A 17,168-nucleotide genomic window follows, 5' to 3' on the forward strand; every position below is an offset into this window, starting at 1 on the left:
GTCTCAGCCCTCTCCTACCGGTGTGCCGCCATAAAGCGCCTCGGCCCGGTGCCGCGATACAGCGCCTTGCCCGACGAAATCGGCGATATGTCCGTATCCGACGCGGCCATCGGATTCCCAGCGCATCAGCACCTGATAGGCGCAGCTCGACGGGTTGAAATTGTACCACGGCCCCGCGGCGACAGTGGTACCGCGCGCGCTCCAGCGTGTCCCGCGATCATCCTCGAACCAGACTTCGGCGCTGGTCGCGAGCATATAGCTGCGCCGCGCAGTCATCGCGCCGGCCATCAGCGGCCGCCGCTCGCCGTTCACCAGCACGTAGCCATAGCGGAAGGCGCCGTAGACCATGTCGCGGCCCTCGAAGGCGATATCGAGGATCAGAAAGGCGCGCAGGCCCTCACCCAGATCGACATGGACCCAGGTGCCGCCCTTGTTGCCCCAGTCGTTGCGCGGGCCCCAGCTCTTGTTGACGCCGTCGATGCAATCGACCGAATAGGTCCGGTCACGCAGGCACAGCGAGCCCTGCACGCGGCCCTTGCCTTCGAGATGGCCGTTGTTCCAGCCGCTGTAGCCGGAGAACTTCTCGGCCGCCTGGGGCACTTGCGCGGGATCGCGGGCATCGGTCGGCTCGCAGATCGCGGAATAGGTGAGGTCGAGCGCGCAGTTGCCATCGCGCGCTTCGTAGCGCCAGTGATGCTCGCGCTCGTCGAGCGCCTTGAAGGTGAGGCCGTTCGCCAGCGTGTAGTCCGAATAGTCCTCCGGGCAGCGCAAATGCATCTGCGCGTCGTTGTGGTGCAGCTCCCACGGGTGCAGGCAGATGCCCTGATGGATCTCGATCGAGGCGTGGCAAATGCCGAGGTTTGGCCGCGCCAGCACATAGATGTTGCCGCTGATCGCAAGCTCGGGAACCGAGAAGATCAGGAACGTGGTTTCAGCCCAGGTATCGTCCCCAGGGTCGCGTTCGTGGAACTTGTAGTCGTCGGCAGTGATCATGGGCATTCTCTCCGCCTATTATGATAAACTACTTTACTGTTAAAGCAAGGCGTAATGGATCATCCCTCGATGATCGCAACGGCGCGGGTCCAGCCGGCGGACGCAGCGCGGATCTTCACCGGGAAGCAGCAAATGGTGAAGCCGTTCGCCGGGAGCGCCTCGAGATTGTGCAGTTTTTCAAGGTGGCAATAGCCGATCTCGCGCCCGGCCTTGTGGCCCTGCCAGATAAGACCGGCATCGCCGCTTGCGGCAAAGGCCTCGCGTGTGTGGGCAAAGGGCGCGTCCCAGCTCCAGCCATCGGTGCCGGTCAGGCGGACGCCGCGTTCGAGGAGATAGAGCGTCGCCTCCCGGCTCATGCCGCAACCCGCCGTCACGTAGTCGTCGCCCCCGTAGCGCTTGCCTGCAGCCGTATTGATCACCACGATTTCGAGCGGCGAGAGCCTGTGCCCGATACGCGCGAGTTCGGCCTCCACTTCCTCGGCGGTGACGACATGGCCGTCGGGCAGATGGCGGAAATCGAGCTTCACGCCAGGCTGCATGCACCAGTCCAGCGGCACTTCGTCGATGGTGATGGCGCGCTGCCCGCCGTTCATGGTCGAGGCGAAGTGGTAGGGCGCATCGAGGTGCGTGCCGTTGTGTGTGTTGAGCGCGATGCGCTCGATCGCCCAAGCCTCGCCGTCGGGCAGGTCTTCCTCCTTCAGGCCGGGGAAGAACCCGAGCAGATCGGGCGCCGAAGTGCGGTGGTCGATGTAATCGATGCGCGGCTGGTAGCCGGGCGGATCGGACACGACCTCGTTCTCGAGGAAGACGCTGAGGTCGATGATGGTACGGGCCATAGTCTAGAACTCCACGCGATCACCGCCCTTGAGGCCAAGCATGGTGCGCGCCTCGGCGGGGGTGGCCGGTTCATGCCCCATCTCGCCAAGGATGCGCACGATCTTCTTGACCTGCTGGGCGTTCGAAACGGCAAGCACGCCGCGCTCGATGAACAGGCTGTCTTCAAGGCCGACGCGGACATGCCCGCCAAGCAGCGCTGCCTGCGTGAGGAAGGGCATCTGGTGCCGCCCGGCCGCCAGCACCGACCACTGGAAAGCACCCTTGCCGAACAGGCGGTCCGCCGTGCTCTTCATGTAGACGAGGTTTTCGAGATCGGGGCCAACGCCGCCGAGGATGCCGAAGATCATCTGGATGAAGAACGGCGGCTTTACGAGGCCGCGATCAACGAAATGAGCGAGGTTGTAGAGGTGGCTGAGATCGTAGCACTCGTGCTCGAAGCGCGTGCCGGCATCCGACAAGCTTTCCATGATGTACGCGATGTCGCGGAAGGTGTTGCGGAAGATGAAGTCGTCCGAGCCGAGGACGTAATCACGCTCCCAATCGTGCTTCCACTCACTGATGCGCGCGGCAGCGGGGAAGAACGCGAAGTTCATGCTGCCCATGTTGAGCGAGCACATCTCGGGCTTGAACGCCATCGCGGCGCGAAGGCGTTCAGCGACGGGCATCGTCGCTGAACCGCCGGTGGTGATGTTGATCACCGCATCGCTGCGCTGGCGGATCACCGAGAGAAACTGGCGGTAAACTTCGGGATCGCCCGTCGGCGCGCCGTTCTCCGGATTGCGCGCGTGGAGGTGGAGGATCGCCGCGCCCGCCTCTGCTGCTGCAAGGCTCTGCTCTGCGATTTCCTGCGGGGTGACGGGCAGCGCGTCCGACATCGTAGGCGTGTGCGCCCCGCCGGTGACTGCGCAGGTGATGATGACCTTGGCCATGGCGATCCCCTACCCCTCAGCCACGCGACAGATCGAGCAGGCTGCGGTGCAGCCCGAGCCGGTCGGCTGAAAGCTGCATACGCGCGACGGAACCGTCGGCGTTCAGCGTCGCCATGCCGGCCACCGCAAGCGAGACTTCGCAGCCGGTGCGCGCGCCGTCGATTTCGGAGAAGCCGCCCGCATAGCGGCCATGGCAGACGATATGGAAGGCCGCGCGCTGCCCCGCGGTAAACAGCGCATCGATCTCAATCCGCTCCGGCACGACAAGGCTGGCGAAGGCGGGCCCTTCGGCGCAGATCGTCTCGACCGCAGGATCGGCGAAGAGGCGGGTGGCATCGGCCAGCCAGCGGCGAACGGCAGCCTCGGTCTCGCCGGATGCGGGCAGCGCGGGCTGGTCCCATGGCGCGGAGGCGGGCGGCAGCACGGCATCGCAGGCACCTGCCTTGAGCTGGCGCTTGCGGGCGAAGTAGTCTTCCTCGGCCCAACCCCGGCGCATGCGGCCCTGCTCCACGCGGAACAGGGTGATGCCTCCCCAGGCCGCTGCGACGCCGGGGTTGCGGATGGAGATGCCGTGCTCGGTGAAGCGCATGGCCATCGCATCCTCGCCGATGATCACATCGTGGACCGTGACGCAAAGGCCGGGGAACTGCTCGAGTTGGGCGACAGTGGCTGGAAGGTAGGCATCATCCCGCCCGGAAAGCTCGAAACCACCGATGGACAGGCAATAGTCAGGGTCCATGATCCGGCGCGCGGCTTCGGGTTCATGGGCAGTCAGGAAATCGACCGCGAAGCCGCGCAGCAGTTGGGCAGTGGGCGCAATGGCTTGTTGCATGGGGATCACTCCTGGCCGGACCGGGCGCGGTCGATGCGCCGCAGCTCGCCCTTGTTGAGCTTGCCAGTGGCGTTGCGCGGCAGTGTGGGCACGAAGACGACGGACGTCGGGCACTTGTAGCGGGCGAGCCGCATGCGGGTGTATTGGATGAGTTCGGCCTCGCCGGGCACCACACCGCGCGGGACGACATAGGCGCGCGGGGTCTCCCCCCACTGCGGATGGGCGGTGCCGATCACCGCGACTTCGGCGACGGCGGGATGCGCGGCGAGCACATTCTCGAGCTCGGCGGGGTAGATATTCTCGCCGCCCGAGACGATCATGTCCTTGTAGCGATCGTGGATGGTGAGGAACCCTTCCTCGTCCGCGATCGCCGCATCACCAGTGCAGAGCCAGCCATCGGCGGTGACGGTGGCGGCGGTTTCGGCGGGCTTGTTCCAATAGCCTTGCATGTTCATCGCCGAGCGAATGCGCACTTCGCCGACCTCGCCAGGGGCAACGCGCGCGCCGGTAGCGGGGTCGAACAGCGCGAGTTCCACCCACGGGAATGGCCGGCCGCAGGAGCGCAGGCGGGCGGGGTTCGGGCCATCGGGATCGTGGTATTCCGGCGCGAGCGAGACGATCGTGCCGCTCGTCTCGGTCATGCCATAAGCGTGGCTGAAACCGCAGCCGAAAGCCGCGAGCGCGCGGCGCAGCAGATCCTCGGCAATCGGCGCGGCGCCATAGACCATGAGCTGGAGGCGCGGCGGCGCGAGGCCGGTCTCTTCGACATGCTCGACAAGGCGCTGGATCACGGTGGGGACGAAGAAGGCATGCGTGACACCGTGACGGGCCATCGTGGCCAGCACCGCGCCCGGTTCGGACGGCTGCATCAGCACAGTGAGGCCGCCCTGGGCCATCGCCATCATGCCATAACCCATGCCGCCGATGTGGAAGAGCGGCGAGGCGACGAGATTGACGCTCTGCGCGGTGAAACCCCAGACTTCCGAAGCAATGCGCCCGTTCCAGGCATGGCTGCCATGGGTGATGACGACACCCTTGGGCTTGCCCGTAGTGCCCGAGGTGTAGAGGAGCAGCACCGGGTCGTCCGGCGCGTGGCACGGCGGCAGCGGTGCGGTATCCGCCCCGCATGCGCGGGGGGCGGAGCCGTCTTCCAGCAGCAGCGCGGCGATGTCCCCCGCCTCTTCGAGCAGCCCCGTCAGTTCGGGCGCAACGAAGACCAACTTCGGCGCACCGTCCGCGAGGATATCGGCGACCTCGCCCGCAGCCAGCCGCCAGTTGAGCGGCATCAGGATCGCGGCCAGCTTGGCGCAGGCGAAGAACAGCTCGAAGGTCGCGATGCCGCTCTTGTCGAGCACCGCCACGCGGTCGCCCCGCCCGACTCCCGCCGCCTGCAAGCTATGCGCGAGCCGGTCGCTGCGCGCGTCGAGTTCGGCGAAAGTCAGCAGCACATCGCCCTGCGCGAGGCACGGGGCCTCCGGCGTTTCGGCCGCATGGCGGCGCAGCAGGTCGACGAGAGGCGTGGGCACGGACTCAGTAGCTCTTGGGCAAGTGCAGGCTGTGCTGGGCAACGTAGTTGAGGATCATCTCGCGGCTGACCGGAGCCGTCTTGTGCAGGCGGGCGATGAACCACAAGTCGGCCAGACCATACTCGAACGACAAGCCGTTGCCACCGTGGACCTGGATGGCCTGATCGAGCGCCTTGAGCGAGGTTTCGGCGGCGAGGAACTTGGCCATGTTGGCCGCTTCCGCCGCATCCTCGCCCATGTCGACAAGCTGGGCCGCACGCGCTGCGAGCAGGCGCGCGGACTGCACCCCCACATAGGCTTCAGCGAGCGGGTGGGCAACGCCCTGATGCGCGGCGATAGGCGTCTTCCACACCTTGCGGTCCAGCGCGTAACTCGCCGCCTGCGCGATGGCGAAGCGCGAGATGCCGTTGTTGATCGCGGCGGCGGCGATGCGCTCGGGATTGAGGCCGGCGAAGACCTGCTTGAGACCGGCGCCGGGCTCGCCGATCAATGCATCGGCGGGAAGCTCGACATTGTCGAAGAACACGAAGAACTGGCGCTCGGTGGACTTCACCGCCGCGTCGATCTGCTGCAGCGTGATGCCGGGCGTATCGGTCGGCACGACGAAGAGCGAGAGCTGAGAGCGATCCTCGGTCGAGAGTTCGGCATCACGGGCGACGACGAGCACGGCCTGTGATTCATCAATCGCCGAGGTCCAGTACTTGGTACCGTTGAGCACCCAGCCGTTTGCGTGGCGGCGGGCGGTGGTGGTGACTTTGTGCGTGTTCGAACCGGCATCGGGCTCGGTGATGCCGAAGGCCATGCGCAGCGAACCATCGGCAAGGCCGGGCAGCCACTTGGCCTTGAGTTCATCGGAGCCGTGCGCGGCAATGATCGGCGCGCAGATCGAGGCAATGACGAGCGCGAGCATCGGGCAGCCTTGCGCGGCGCATTCCTCGATCACGATGTAGAGTTCGGAAAGTCCGCCGCCGCTACCGCCCCATTCCTCGGAGATATGCACGCCGAGGAAGCCCGCCTCGCCCAGTTCGCGCCACAATTCGGTCGGCGAGCCGCCTTCCGCGACCACCTTCTGGAAATACTTGCGGCCATACTTGCCGACCAACTTTCCCACGCTCTCGCGCAGTGCGCGGTGATGGTCGGCCGTATCGACCAGCGAGGAGAAGAACAGCGGTTTACCGGACATGGGACATTCCTTGGAGTAATCGGTTCACGTTTTGGGCCAGTCGAAGAAGCCTCGGCCCGACTTGGCGCCGAGCCGGCCTTCCTCGACCATGCGGAACAGGATCTCCGGCGGAGCGAAGCGCTCGCCATGCGCGGCCTGAAGGGTGCGGGCGATATCGAGCCGGACGTCGAGCCCGACGATATCGGAAAGGCGCAGCGGGCCGACCGGGTGGCGGTAGGCAACCACCGCGGCGCGATCGATGTCCTCGGCGCTCGCCACGCCGCTTTCGAGCATGCGCATCGCCTCAAGCGAGGCGATGAGATCGAGGCGGCTGGTGGCAAAGCCGGGAACGTTGCGGACGGTGAGCGATTCCTTGCCGATGCGCGCGGCGAAGGCCCGCGCGCGATCGAGGGTTTCCTCGGATGTCGCTTCACCGCGCACCAGTTCGACCAGCTTGATCGACCAGACCGGGTTGAAGAAATGCATGCCGAGGAAGGCGTGAGGCGCGGGCGTGGCAGCGGCGAGGTCATCGATTGACAGCGCGCTGGTGTTGCTCGCGAGCACGACGGGCTTGCGTGCGGCAGCGCGGGCCAGCACCTCGCGTTTGAGATCAAGGCGTTCGGGCACGGATTCGATCAGGAAATCGAGGCCCTCGGGCAGGTCCTCGATGGTGCCGACGCGCGTGATACGGGCGACAAGCGCCGCGCCGGTTTCTTCATCGAGCTTGCCGCGAGATATGGCGGATTGGACTGCATCGGACACCGTGCGCAAGGCACCGGCAACGCGCGCGTCGTCAGGTTCGACCAGCAGCACTTCATACCCGGCCTGCGCGCCGACATAGGCAATGCCGACGCCCATCGTGCCCGCGCCCAGCACCGCCATCCGTTCGGTCGTGCTCATCGCTCGGCCCTCATCGTCCGCGCCACACCGGCGGGCGCTTCTCGGCAAAGGCGCGCGCGCCTTCGCCTGCATCTTCAGAGCCAATCACGGCCTCGGCCAGCGGACGCTGGCGGTCCCAGATGCCTTCCAGCGGCCAATCGGCGGATTCGGTCACGATGCGTTTGGTCATCGCGAGCGAAAGCGGGGCGTTTTCGGCGATCTGGTCGGCGAGCCTGAGGGCCTCGGCCAGCGCATCGCCGGTGGGGACGAGGCGGTTGACGAGGCCCCAGCGATGCCCGGCTTCGGCCGACATGCGATCGCCGGTGAGCGCGTACTCGAGCGCGATGCCGGCCGGTATGCGCCGGGGGAGCCGCACGAGCCCACCCGAACCGGCAACCAGCCCGCGGCAGACTTCGGGCAGACCGAAAGCGGCGCCAGCACCCGCCACGATGAGGTCGCAGGCAAGCGCAAGTTCGCACCCACCGGCCAGCGCGAAGCCTTCGACCGCGGCGATCAGCGGCTTGACCGGCGATCGTTCGGTGAGCCCGCCGAAGCCGCGCCCTTCGAGCTCCGGACGTTCACCGGTGACGAAGGCCTTGAGATCCATCCCTGAGCAGAAACTACCCTCTGCGCCGGTGAGCACCCCGACCCGAAGGTCGCCATCCGCGTCCAGCCGGTCGAGCGCGGCGGCGATGCCGAGCGACACCTCGCGGTTCACCGCATTGCGCTGCGCCGGGCGGTTGATCGTGATGACCAGCACGCCGCCGCGCGCCGCTACGAGGACAGCTTCGGTCATGGCGCCACGGCCTCGGCCGTTGCCGGCGAGCCGACCAGCGGCGTGCAGACATAGTCGTCAAGGTTCGCCGTCTCGGTCATTTCCCACACCTCGATGATGCGGAAGGGGTTGTTGACGACGATGCGGCCCTTCGAGTTCTGGCAGTAGTTCTCGACGCCCGGATAGGTCCAGATCATCCGCGAGTGGCGGCTGTCGACATCGGCGTTGTAGGCATCGTGGACATCCCGGCGCACATCGACCGTGGCGATGCCGTGCGCGAACATCTGGCCCAGCAACGACATGACGTAGTGCATCTGCCGCTCAAGCACGGTGATCAGGCTGCCGCCGTGGCCGAACTGGGTGTTGGGGCCATAAAGACAGAACAGGTTGGGATAGCCGGGCACCACCGTGCCCAGATAGGCGCGGGCATCGTCACCGTCCCAGTCCTCATGGATATCGCGCCCGCCGATACCCTTGACGCGCATCGGGGCGAGCAGGTTGACCACATCGAAGCCGGTCGCCCAGATGATCACGTCGGCGGGATGCTCCACCCCGTCGCTGGTGACGACGCTGTTCGGCCGCACTTCTTGCACGCCGGCAGTGACGAGTTCGACATGATCGCGCGCCAGGGTTCGAAACCAGCCGTTGTCGAGCAGCATGCGCTTCCCGAACGGCGGATAGTCCGGCAGCAATTGGGGCAACAGGTCCTGCCGCTCGCCGAGTTCGGCGAGGGCATAGGCGCCGAGATGGCGGCGGTGGCCCTCGTTGATCGCATTGATCGAGCGGCCGTCGCCCTCCCATGCCGGATCCTGCTGGAGTGCGTCGTAAAGCTTGTCGTTGAACGCCCAGCTGAGGCGCAGGCGGTACCACAGCCGGTAGAGCGTGACGTTCTGCAGCAGGTCCTGCAACGGCGCGGGGATCGGCTGGTGGAACTTGGGGAATGGCGCAACCCATTGCGGCGTGCGCTGCACGATGGTCAGCGCGGCGACTTCGTCGACAATGGCCGGGGCCACCTGCATCGCGCTCGCGCCATTGCCGACGAGCACGACACGGCGGCCGGCAAGGTCGAGCCCTTCGCCGGGATAGCAGGCAGTGTGGACGCTAGGGCCTTCGAAGGTGGCGAGGCCCGGTACATCGGGAATGCGCGGCTTGTTGAAGGCGCCGACGCCGCTGATGACGATATTGGCGCCAAGCGTTTCCGTGCGGCCGTCTGGCGTGCGCACATCGGCATGCCACAGCGCGGCCGCCTCGTCGAAGCGGGCCTCGATCACTTCGTGGCCGAAGCGGATGTGGCGGCGGATGTCATTCTCGTCCGCCACCTGTTCGAGGTAGGCGTGGATTTCGCGGCTGCCCGCAAAGTAGCGGGACCAGGGATAGGGCGCGAAGCTGAACGAATAAAGATGGCTCGGCACGTCGCAGGCCGCGCCGGGATAGCGGTTCTCGAACCATACCCCGCCAAGGCTCTCACGGCGCTCGACGATGGTGTAGGCAATGCCCGCTGCGCGGAAGGCAATCGCGGCACAGAGGCCCGAAATGCCTGCGCCGATGATCAGCGCTGAAAAGCCCGCAGGCGGGGGGACGCTGAGATCAGGCCCGGGCGCGAGGCCCAGTTCATGGCGTATCATCGAGGCGTATTCGGCCGGGATCTGCTCACCCAGCGTGACGCTCATCATCTCCAGCAGCAGCGCGTCATCGGGATCGGGTAGCGCAGGCTGTTTACCGGCAAACCACTCCGCAAATGCCTTTACCGCCGCGTCGCGGACCTCCTGCTGGACCAGCTCGGGCAGGCCGCCGTCGTCGTTGTCCTCCAGCCCGCGCGTGCGGGTGGGAACGTAGGGCGGTTCGATCCAGCGCCGGTCGCCGGTCAGCTGCACGAGCACGCAGGCCAGCGTCGGCACGTTCGCCGCTGCAACGGCGGCGGCGAGCGCGGCGGGGTCCGGGGTGTAGGCGGTAGTCTGGCTCACGGGTACATCTCGATCAGGGGTACGCTTTCCCGTTCGGCGACCGGCGGTGCCGGCGCCGTCGGGGCCACTTGGTATGTGCGACCCTTCAGGGTTTCAGCCGGCACTCGGCAGGGCAGCGAGGATTTCGGGAGCGATGTCCTTGGTCCCCTGTTCGTCGATGTGGCGCTGGATGCGGGCCTGGATCGCCGCGCCGATCTGGCCGGCAAGCTCGGGCCGCGCCGCGCGGCATTCCGCTTCGGAAACCATCCGGTTGTCGATCATGGCATCGACCTTGGGCATCACATACCGAGCGATCATTTCGTAGGAGCGCTTGGTCGCCTCCCACTCCGCCCAGTTGTGTGCGAAGAGCACCAGCGTACCGAAGCCGCCCGACTGCTTGGTGAGCCGCTCGATCTGCGCGACGGCGTCATCGGGCGTGCCGATGACGGCCATGTTGTTGCTGAGGATCGCATCGACGACGTCGCCGCCGCCCGGCACAATCGGCAACGCCGCGACGTTGAGGAGATAGTCGGCCCAGCCATCGATGCCGAACTTCACTTCCTCGCGCGCCTGTTCGCGGGTCGGGGCGATGTGCATCGGGGCGACAAGGCGCCAGTTCTTGCGGTCGATCGTCTTGCCGTTGGCCGCCGCGACCTGCTCGGCGATGTTCCAGTTGGCCGAAAGCGCATCGAACGCGCCGCCCGAGGTTGCGCCGAAAGAAAGCATCCCGATGCCGTTGCGCCCCGAAGCGCGCGAACCGGTGGGAGAAACAGTGCTCGCGCAGATCATTTCGATCGACGGGCGGGTATACGGCGTCATGTGAATGCGCGCGTTGTCGAGGGTGAACCAGTCGGTCTTGGCACTCACCGTCTCGCCGCGCAGCAGCGGCACCAGCACGTCGATCGCCTCGTCCATCATGTCGCGCTGCCTGGCGACTTCGATGCCCATCATCTTGGCATCGGACGCCAGCGAGCCCGGGCCCATGCCGAGCATGACGCGGCCACGGGTCATATGATCGAGCTGGCTATAGCGCTCGGCGATCATCAGCGGGTGGTGGTAGGGCACCGAGGTAACGGCCGAACCCAACCTGATCCGCTTGGTGCGCTGGGCGGCAGCAGCGATCATGATTTCAGGGCTGCCGATCAGCTCCCAGCCGGCCGAGTGGTGCTCACCGTACCAGATTTCGTCGTAACCAAGGTTGTCGAGATGCTCGGCCAGTTCGAGATCGCGCTGAAGGCACAGCGTCGGGTTCTCGTTCATCGGGTGGTGCGGGCCGCAGAAGGCGCCGAAGCGAAGCTTGCCTGCCATCTTTACTCTCCTTGATTATCTTTTGTTTGGTTACATCGCCTTACGCGACGACAGCCTGTAGGTTCACATCCATCAGCGCGGGCGCAGTATCGGTGAACGAAGGCCGGATTTCGAGCGCCGCGATCCGCGAGGTCAGCGCCGGATAGGCGCCGCGCCATGCGAGGACCGGGACTTCGGGGCTGAGGCCCGATGCAATCGCGAACTCGACACCCAGCAGCGTGGTCGCGACAGCGAGGTCGCCGAGATCGAGCGGCGCTGCCTGCCGGTCTGCCGGTGTGTACATCGCCTCGAGCGCGGCCAGCCCGCCATTGATCTTGCGCGTCTGACGATCGACCCAAGGGTCACTCGGCTGCGGGCGGGTGAGCTCGAAAATGAGTGACTGGGCGATTTCCATCAACCGCTCGCCCAGCAAGCGGCGGCGCCCCGCCTCGAGCCGCGCGTCCACGCCTTCGGGAAGCAGCGCGGGAGAAGGATACTTCGCCTCCAGCCAATCGAGTATGTAGGCGGAATCGTAAATGTTCTCGCCCGCCTCGGTTATCAGGATCGGCAGCTGTTCCAGCGGGCTGTATTGCGGCGTGCAAGTGCCCTCACCCCATGGCACATCGTAAAGTACGGCATAGGCCAGACCCTTTTCCCTGAGCGCGATGGCGACCTTGCGGCCGAACGGGCTGGGGCGGGCGTTGATGAGGGTGAAGGCCATCGTCTTTGCTTCCCTGGATCGCCGGGATCCGCGCGGGATCCCGGCATTTTCGCTCCAATCAGAACTTGTAGCGCAGTTCGGCCATGAACGTCCGGGGCGCGCCGGGCACGACAGTGTTGAACTGGAACAGCTCGCCGGTGGCGATGCCGCCCACGTAGTAGACCCGGTTGAAGGCGTTCTTGAGATTGGCCGCAAGCGACCAGCCAGCCTTGTTGTCTGCCAGGCCGAGGCGGAAGTTCACCAGAGTGTAGCCCTTGACGTTGGCGCCGGGGCTGCGGTTGCCGGTGGAGGCGAACCAGAACAGCGACTGCGAGTAGACATCGGACCGCAGGCTGAGGTCGATCGAATCCCGAACCGGAACCGTGATCTCACCGAAGGCCGAACCCGACCATTCAGGCGTATCGGGATAGGTGCCGAAAGGAACCGGAGTGCCGCCGCCAATCGAGACCAGATTATCGGTGAACCGGGCATTGGTGTAGTTCAGCGATCCGCCGATGTTCAGCCATGTGGCGGGACGGATCGAACCATCGAATTCAAAGCCGGTGACCTTGGAGAATGGCACGTTGACCGTGACGGCCGCCGGCGTCGAACCCAGCAGCGTGTAGGCCACCCGCTGCCCGTCCTTGATCCAATTCTGGTAACCGGCGAGATTGAACTGGACCGGAACACCGCCCATCTGACCGCGATACTTGATGCCGATTTCCGCATCGGTCAGGGTTTCGAGACCGTACTCGTTGCCGCCGGTGGAACCAAGGCCCGGTCTGGGGTTCTGGATGCCGTTGTAACCACCGTTCTTGTAGCTGCGACGCGAGGCAAGATAGATCAGCAGGCCGGGATTGACCTGATACTGCAGGCCCAGCGTCCAGCTGAGGTTGCCGAAGGACTTGCGCTGGTTGAAGTCGAACGTTGCCTTCACGGCCGGCGGTTCGTTGTAGGCGGTGTCTGCGGCAAGCGTATCGAACTTGATCTTCTCGTGCGTGTAACGCGCGCCGATCGTGATGCCGAGCCCTTCGAGGCCGGTCGCCTCGCTGAGATCATATGTGCCCTGCGCATAGCCGGCGATCATGTCGCGCGTAGTGAGCTTGTTGTAGTTGGTTTGCGACGTGAGCGGCGGGAACTGAAGCAACAGGCTTGTCGTCACGTTCTCGTTGGTTTCGTGGCTGAGGAAGCCGCCGACCACATAATCGAGATTGCCGCCGAACGCCTTGCCCACCAGCTGCAATTCTTCGGAGTACTGGCGGGTGTTGTCGTTCTTGCCGCCGGTGCCGTTGTCATCGATGCCGAAGGGCGTGCCGTCGATATCGCCCCGGATGCCGTTCTGAAGATAGGTATAGCCGAAGATGTTGCGGATCTTGGTGTCGGTCGCAACCTCGAAGGTGGTGATGTTCGAGACGATGATGTTGCGACCGCGATACTCAGCCGGACCATCGGATTCGATCTGGTAGGGACCACGGGCCTTCTGCGTCTTGAGATAGGACACCAGACCGCCCGGATCGAGCTTGGGGTTGGCGGCAGCGTACGCGGCAGCGCAATTGTTGGTCGTGTCGTTGCAGCCGGCAGCACCGCCGGTGAACGCGTTGATCAGGAAGTTGTACTGCGCCTGGTTGCCGAAATTGGTCAGCGCGAGCAGCGGAACCAGCCCGGTCGGCTCGAGGCTGTCGATCAAGCCGCTCAGGCTGTTGCCGCCTGAATGCAGATAGTCGACCACGAGCTCGTTCTTGATCGTGTCGGAAAGCTTGAAGGTCAAGCTGCCGCGCAGACCATAGCGATCAACGTTGCCGGCACGCGTGTTGTTGAACAGGTTGCGCTGATAGCCGTCGCGCTTTTCATAGAACCCGGCCACGCGGGCCAGCACCCTGTCACCCGCCAGCGGCACGTTGAGCGCGCCTTCCAGCTGGTAGGACTTGTAGTTGCCGATGCGACCGCTGAAGTACCCGCCGAAGTTCTCGTCCGGCTTGACCGACGTGAACAGCACGGCGCCGCCGGTGGAGTTGCGTCCGAAAAGGGTACCCTGCGGCCCCTTAAGCACCTGCACCGATTGCAAGTCGTAGAACGCCGAGGAACCACCGCCGACGCCGTCGAGCTGGATTTCGTTGAAATAGGGCAGCACGCCCGGGCGCGTATCGCTGAACGCATCGAGCGACTGGCCGCGCAGGGCATAGTTGAGCTGGTTGGAGTTGTACCCCGCGCGGATAATCAGGCCCGGGCTGGCAGCCTGGAGATCGGACTCGGTCACGATGGCCCGCTTGGCGAGGGCATCACCGCTGACGACCGAAATGGCCACCGGCGTGCGTTCCAACGCCTCGGCACGGCGCTGCGCGGTGACAATGATCTCGCCGGTTGGATTAGCTGTGGCCGCGTCCGCTGCTGCATTGGCAGGTGCGGACTGCGCCATGGCCGCGCCAGAATCCAGCATGGCAAGTGCGCTGGCGACGGTAGCAAGCATAGTGAACTTCCGAGACATCATACTCTCCCCCCAAGGGCGTCTGGCACAGGCGCAACGAGCCATTCCGCGGCCCGCGGTCATCCAGCATCAGACGATGTGCAAACTGAGAACTGCTTGATTTGCTGCCTGCCGCAGGCGGCCAGTTGCGGCCCCGTGCTATTCCCGATGCGGCGTCGGATTATGGGATATCGCCGGCCCCATCATTTTTCAACATTTTTGTTGATGAACTAGTGAACTTTTTTCGATCGCATCTTTGGGTTCGCATCAACTATCTATTTTTAAGACATAAATTCTCTTGATGAGGATTTTTCCTGTCTCGCAGACGCCCTCATTCCTGCCCGCTCCCGGGAATTCCGACTCGATCTAGTTAACCTGTAACGGCTGGAATCAGTAGGGCGATTCGAGTCCAGCAAGGATCATCTCGGCATAGGTCTTGCCGATTTCCTCCGCGCTTACCTCGTGCGGCCCGGGACGAAACCAGCGGTGGGTCCAGCCGATGATGCCGAAAATGCCATAGGCAACGACGCGCGCGGATCCGACATTGCGGAAGCTCTTGTCGGCATAGCCCTCCTCGATGATCGAGATCACCGCGTCGGTTGTTTGCCGATTGAACTCGCGCATTTCGCGTGACCAGGCCGCGCGCGACTCGTCAACGTGGCTCAGATTCTCGCGGATGTAGATGTAGAAAAGCGGGTAATGCTCGCCGTACGAGGACATCAGCGCGCAGATCAATTCGCGCAACTTGCGGCGTGGGCTCATCGCGCTTGAGCAAATTTTACGCGTTAATTCAACATTTTGTTCGACAACTGAATAGACCACCTCGTCGAACAGGGCCTCCTTGGAACGCACGTAGTAGTAGAGCGAAGCGCGGTCGATGCCGAGCTCTTCCGCAACATCCTTGAGCGTCGCGCGTTGCAAGCCGACCCGGTTGAATACCCGCGCCGCCGCCGACGCAATCTCGAGCCGGCGCGCCTTGTAGGCCTCACTCGATTCAGTACCCGCCGCAACCCTGCGCTTGCCAAAGGCGCTGTATTTGCGTGCCCTGGTCTTCTCCGGCAAATTACCCCCCTTCGCTCTGCTCCGGCCATCCGTGCGTGAATGGAGTCCATTCTTCAACACATTTGTTGAAATCTCATACCGCCTGCGATAAATCAACACCGGTGAGGAAAATCTATCCGGCGCGTCTCGCCACCGACGAACACGGGAGCCGGTCGATCAGGGGAACTTTGAAATGGCACGGCTGAACGGGAAGATCGCAGTTATCACGGGCGCCTCGCAAGGCATGGGAACGGCGCACGCGCGGGCGTTTGTCGCGGAAGGCGCCAAGGTCGTACTCACCGATCTCAATGCGACGGCAGGCGAAGCACTCGCCGAGGAGCTGGGAGCTGCCGCGATCTTCGTGGAGCACGATGTTGCCGATGCGGCAGGCTGGGCCCGCGTTGTCGCCGCCGCCGAGGCGCGCTTCGGTCCGATCAACGTGCTGGTCAACAACGCCGGGATCATTGGTCCCGTGGCAAAGACCGAAGAGCTCTCGCAAGCCGATTTTCTCAAGGTCTGCGCGGTCAACCAGCTCGGCGTATTCCTCGGCATGCAGGCGGTCCTGCCGGCAATGGTTGCCCAGGGCGGCGGATCGATTGTCAACATTTCGTCGATTTCAGGCATCGTCGCGATCGTCGGGACACCGAACCTCGCATACGCCGGCAGCAAGTTCGCGGTGCGCGGAATGACCAAGCAAGTCGCGGTGGAATACGGCTCGCAGGGCATCCGTGCGAACTCGGTCCACCCCGGTTACGTGAAGACACCGATGATGGTCGCCGCCACCGACGAGGACGGCGGCGGCGCGTCGGCAGCGATCCCCATCGGCCGGTTCGCGGAATCCGACGAGATCTCGCCGCTGGTGGTTTTCCTCGCTTCGGACGAAGCGAGCTTCATCACCGGCATGGAGCATGTGATCGACGGCGGCATGACCGCCTGCTGAGCAGAGCAGGCAAAGTGCTTGACGGACTTTCTTCCCGGCTGGCCTGGATGCCGCTTCGCCGATCTGGTTGACCCTGACCGCCATCCCCGGCAGTGGTAGGCCGCTGGCCTGGGAACAAGCCGCGTCAGCATAGGCACCACGATGAGGCCCATGCGCAGGAAAGACCACACTGCCTCGCTTGAGATCAATCCGATCAAGGCCGAGATCGACGAGGTCAAGCGCAGGCGCATTCTCGAAGAGGCTGTGCGGCAGTTCTTCGAAAAGGGCTATGAGGCCACGTCGCTGGAATCCATCGCCGAAGGGCTCGGTGTGACCAAGCAGTTCATCTACTCGCGGTTTCGCAGCAAGGCGGAACTGCTGGTTCACGTGTGCAAGGCCGGTGCAACCGCCGCCGACGAAACGGTTGCGTTCAGCGCCACGCTGGCGGGCGAACCGGCCAGCCGCCTCGCGCAGATCATCCGCTACTTCGTCCGGCTGCAGATCGCGCATCGCCGCGAAGTGGCGCTGTATTTCCGGGAAGCGAAGAGCCTGCCGGCCGAGGAGGCCTTGACCATCGACGCCTCGAAACAGCACTTCCACCGGATGCTGCGCGCGCTATTGAAGGAAGGGGCGGTCAGCGGGCAGTTTGAGATTGCCGATCCCTCGCTGGCGGCCTCGGCCCTAGGCGGCATGGCTTCCTGGGCCTTCACGTGGTTCACGCCCGAGGGGCGCTGGGATGCCGAATCTGTAGCGAATGAGCTCGCCCGCCTCGCGCTCAGGACCGTCGGGGTGCGAAATCCCGAACCCTACGTCATGGGCAGTGCCGCCTGACCGGTCTCACGCGCTGCAGAGTGGCATTGGCCACCTGAATCCGCACTAGC

At 64.7% G+C, this 17,168-nt stretch carries 15 protein-coding genes; 2 read left to right on the forward strand and 13 right to left on the reverse strand.

The window, feature by feature from the left end:
• Positions 1-3 precede the first annotated feature (3 nt).
• From WCL10_RS02450 to WCL10_RS02510, 13 genes are all read right to left on the reverse strand, one after another.
• On the reverse strand, positions 4-999 hold the full coding sequence (locus tag WCL10_RS02450; protein WP_336894033.1) for a hypothetical protein: 996 nt from the start codon (positions 997-999) through the stop codon (positions 4-6).
• A 53-nt stretch (positions 1,000-1,052) separates the two neighbouring features.
• Complete coding sequence (locus WCL10_RS02455; protein WP_336894034.1) at positions 1,053-1,829, reverse strand: cyclase family protein; 777 nt, start codon at positions 1,827-1,829, stop codon at positions 1,053-1,055.
• A gap of 3 nt (positions 1,830-1,832) precedes the next feature.
• On the reverse strand, positions 1,833-2,759 hold the full coding sequence (locus WCL10_RS02460; RefSeq protein ID WP_336894035.1) for a 3-keto-5-aminohexanoate cleavage protein: 927 nt from the start codon (positions 2,757-2,759) through the stop codon (positions 1,833-1,835).
• Between the two features lie 16 nt (positions 2,760-2,775).
• A complete protein-coding gene (locus WCL10_RS02465) occupies positions 2,776-3,591 on the reverse strand; it encodes a nuclear transport factor 2 family protein (RefSeq protein ID WP_336894036.1) in 816 nt (271 codons plus the stop codon).
• Between the two features lie 5 nt (positions 3,592-3,596).
• On the reverse strand, positions 3,597-5,117 hold the full coding sequence (locus WCL10_RS02470) for an AMP-binding protein (RefSeq protein ID WP_336894037.1): 1,521 nt from the start codon (positions 5,115-5,117) through the stop codon (positions 3,597-3,599).
• A gap of 4 nt (positions 5,118-5,121) precedes the next feature.
• A complete protein-coding gene (locus WCL10_RS02475; RefSeq protein ID WP_336894038.1) occupies positions 5,122-6,300 on the reverse strand; it encodes an acyl-CoA dehydrogenase family protein in 1,179 nt (392 codons plus the stop codon).
• 24 nt (positions 6,301-6,324) lie between these two features.
• Positions 6,325-7,179, reverse strand: coding sequence for a 3-hydroxyacyl-CoA dehydrogenase family protein (locus WCL10_RS02480; RefSeq protein WP_336894039.1), 855 nt, complete (start codon positions 7,177-7,179; stop codon positions 6,325-6,327).
• A gap of 10 nt (positions 7,180-7,189) precedes the next feature.
• Positions 7,190-7,954, reverse strand: a complete 765-nt coding sequence (locus WCL10_RS02485) for a crotonase/enoyl-CoA hydratase family protein (RefSeq protein ID WP_336894040.1) — start codon at positions 7,952-7,954, stop codon at positions 7,190-7,192.
• Positions 7,951-9,897 carry an NAD(P)/FAD-dependent oxidoreductase gene (locus WCL10_RS02490; RefSeq protein ID WP_336894041.1) on the reverse strand — a complete coding sequence of 649 codons (1,947 nt, stop codon included), beginning with the start codon at positions 9,895-9,897 and terminating at the stop codon, positions 7,951-7,953. The genes WCL10_RS02485 and WCL10_RS02490 overlap by 4 nt, the downstream gene beginning before the upstream one ends.
• 93 nt (positions 9,898-9,990) lie before the next feature.
• Positions 9,991-11,184 carry an LLM class flavin-dependent oxidoreductase gene (locus WCL10_RS02495; protein ID WP_336894042.1) on the reverse strand — a complete coding sequence of 398 codons (1,194 nt, stop codon included), beginning with the start codon at positions 11,182-11,184 and terminating at the stop codon, positions 9,991-9,993.
• 40 nt (positions 11,185-11,224) lie between these two features.
• Entirely contained in the window at positions 11,225-11,884 is a 660-nt protein-coding gene (locus WCL10_RS02500; RefSeq protein ID WP_336894043.1) for a glutathione S-transferase N-terminal domain-containing protein, read from the reverse strand.
• A gap of 58 nt (positions 11,885-11,942) precedes the next feature.
• Positions 11,943-14,348: a TonB-dependent receptor plug domain-containing protein gene (locus tag WCL10_RS02505; protein WP_336894044.1), complete on the reverse strand. Its 2,406-nt coding sequence runs from the start codon at positions 14,346-14,348 to the stop codon at positions 11,943-11,945.
• 369 nt (positions 14,349-14,717) lie between these two features.
• Positions 14,718-15,389: a TetR/AcrR family transcriptional regulator gene (locus WCL10_RS02510; protein WP_336894045.1), complete on the reverse strand. Its 672-nt coding sequence runs from the start codon at positions 15,387-15,389 to the stop codon at positions 14,718-14,720.
• Positions 15,390-15,561: 172 nt separating this feature from the next.
• Between WCL10_RS02510 and WCL10_RS02515 the strand changes: the two genes are divergently transcribed.
• Complete coding sequence (locus WCL10_RS02515; protein WP_336894046.1) at positions 15,562-16,308, forward strand: glucose 1-dehydrogenase; 747 nt, start codon at positions 15,562-15,564, stop codon at positions 16,306-16,308.
• Between the two features lie 150 nt (positions 16,309-16,458).
• Positions 16,459-17,118 (forward strand): TetR/AcrR family transcriptional regulator, encoded by a 660-nt coding sequence (locus tag WCL10_RS02520; RefSeq protein WP_336894047.1) that lies wholly within the window; start codon positions 16,459-16,461, stop codon positions 17,116-17,118.
• Positions 17,119-17,168: the final 50 nt, after the last annotated feature.

It is taken from the genome of Novosphingobium sp. (genome assembly GCF_037133355.1).
Lineage (GTDB): Bacteria > Pseudomonadota > Alphaproteobacteria > Sphingomonadales > Sphingomonadaceae > Novosphingobium.

Excerpts from the sequence above, each read along its gene's own strand:
- WCL10_RS02515 (WP_336894046.1), top strand. The coding sequence starts at position 15,562 with ATGGCACGGCTGAACGGGAAGATCGCAGTTATCACGGGCGCCTCGCAA.
- WCL10_RS02475 (WP_336894038.1), bottom strand. The coding sequence starts at position 6,300 with ATGTCCGGTAAACCGCTGTTCTTCTCCTCGCTGGTCGATACGGCCGAC.
- WCL10_RS02455 (WP_336894034.1), bottom strand. The coding sequence starts at position 1,829 with ATGGCCCGTACCATCATCGACCTCAGCGTCTTCCTCGAGAACGAGGTC.
- WCL10_RS02465 (WP_336894036.1), bottom strand. The coding sequence starts at position 3,591 with ATGCAACAAGCCATTGCGCCCACTGCCCAACTGCTGCGCGGCTTCGCG.
- WCL10_RS02460 (WP_336894035.1), bottom strand. The coding sequence starts at position 2,759 with ATGGCCAAGGTCATCATCACCTGCGCAGTCACCGGCGGGGCGCACACG.
- WCL10_RS02480 (WP_336894039.1), bottom strand. The coding sequence starts at position 7,179 with ATGAGCACGACCGAACGGATGGCGGTGCTGGGCGCGGGCACGATGGGC.
- WCL10_RS02505 (WP_336894044.1), bottom strand. The coding sequence starts at position 14,348 with ATGTCTCGGAAGTTCACTATGCTTGCTACCGTCGCCAGCGCACTTGCC.
- WCL10_RS02485 (WP_336894040.1), bottom strand. The coding sequence starts at position 7,954 with ATGACCGAAGCTGTCCTCGTAGCGGCGCGCGGCGGCGTGCTGGTCATC.
- WCL10_RS02500 (WP_336894043.1), bottom strand. The coding sequence starts at position 11,884 with ATGGCCTTCACCCTCATCAACGCCCGCCCCAGCCCGTTCGGCCGCAAG.
- WCL10_RS02495 (WP_336894042.1), bottom strand. The coding sequence starts at position 11,184 with ATGGCAGGCAAGCTTCGCTTCGGCGCCTTCTGCGGCCCGCACCACCCG.
- WCL10_RS02520 (WP_336894047.1), top strand. The coding sequence starts at position 16,459 with ATGCGCAGGAAAGACCACACTGCCTCGCTTGAGATCAATCCGATCAAG.
- WCL10_RS02450 (WP_336894033.1), bottom strand. The coding sequence starts at position 999 with ATGCCCATGATCACTGCCGACGACTACAAGTTCCACGAACGCGACCCT.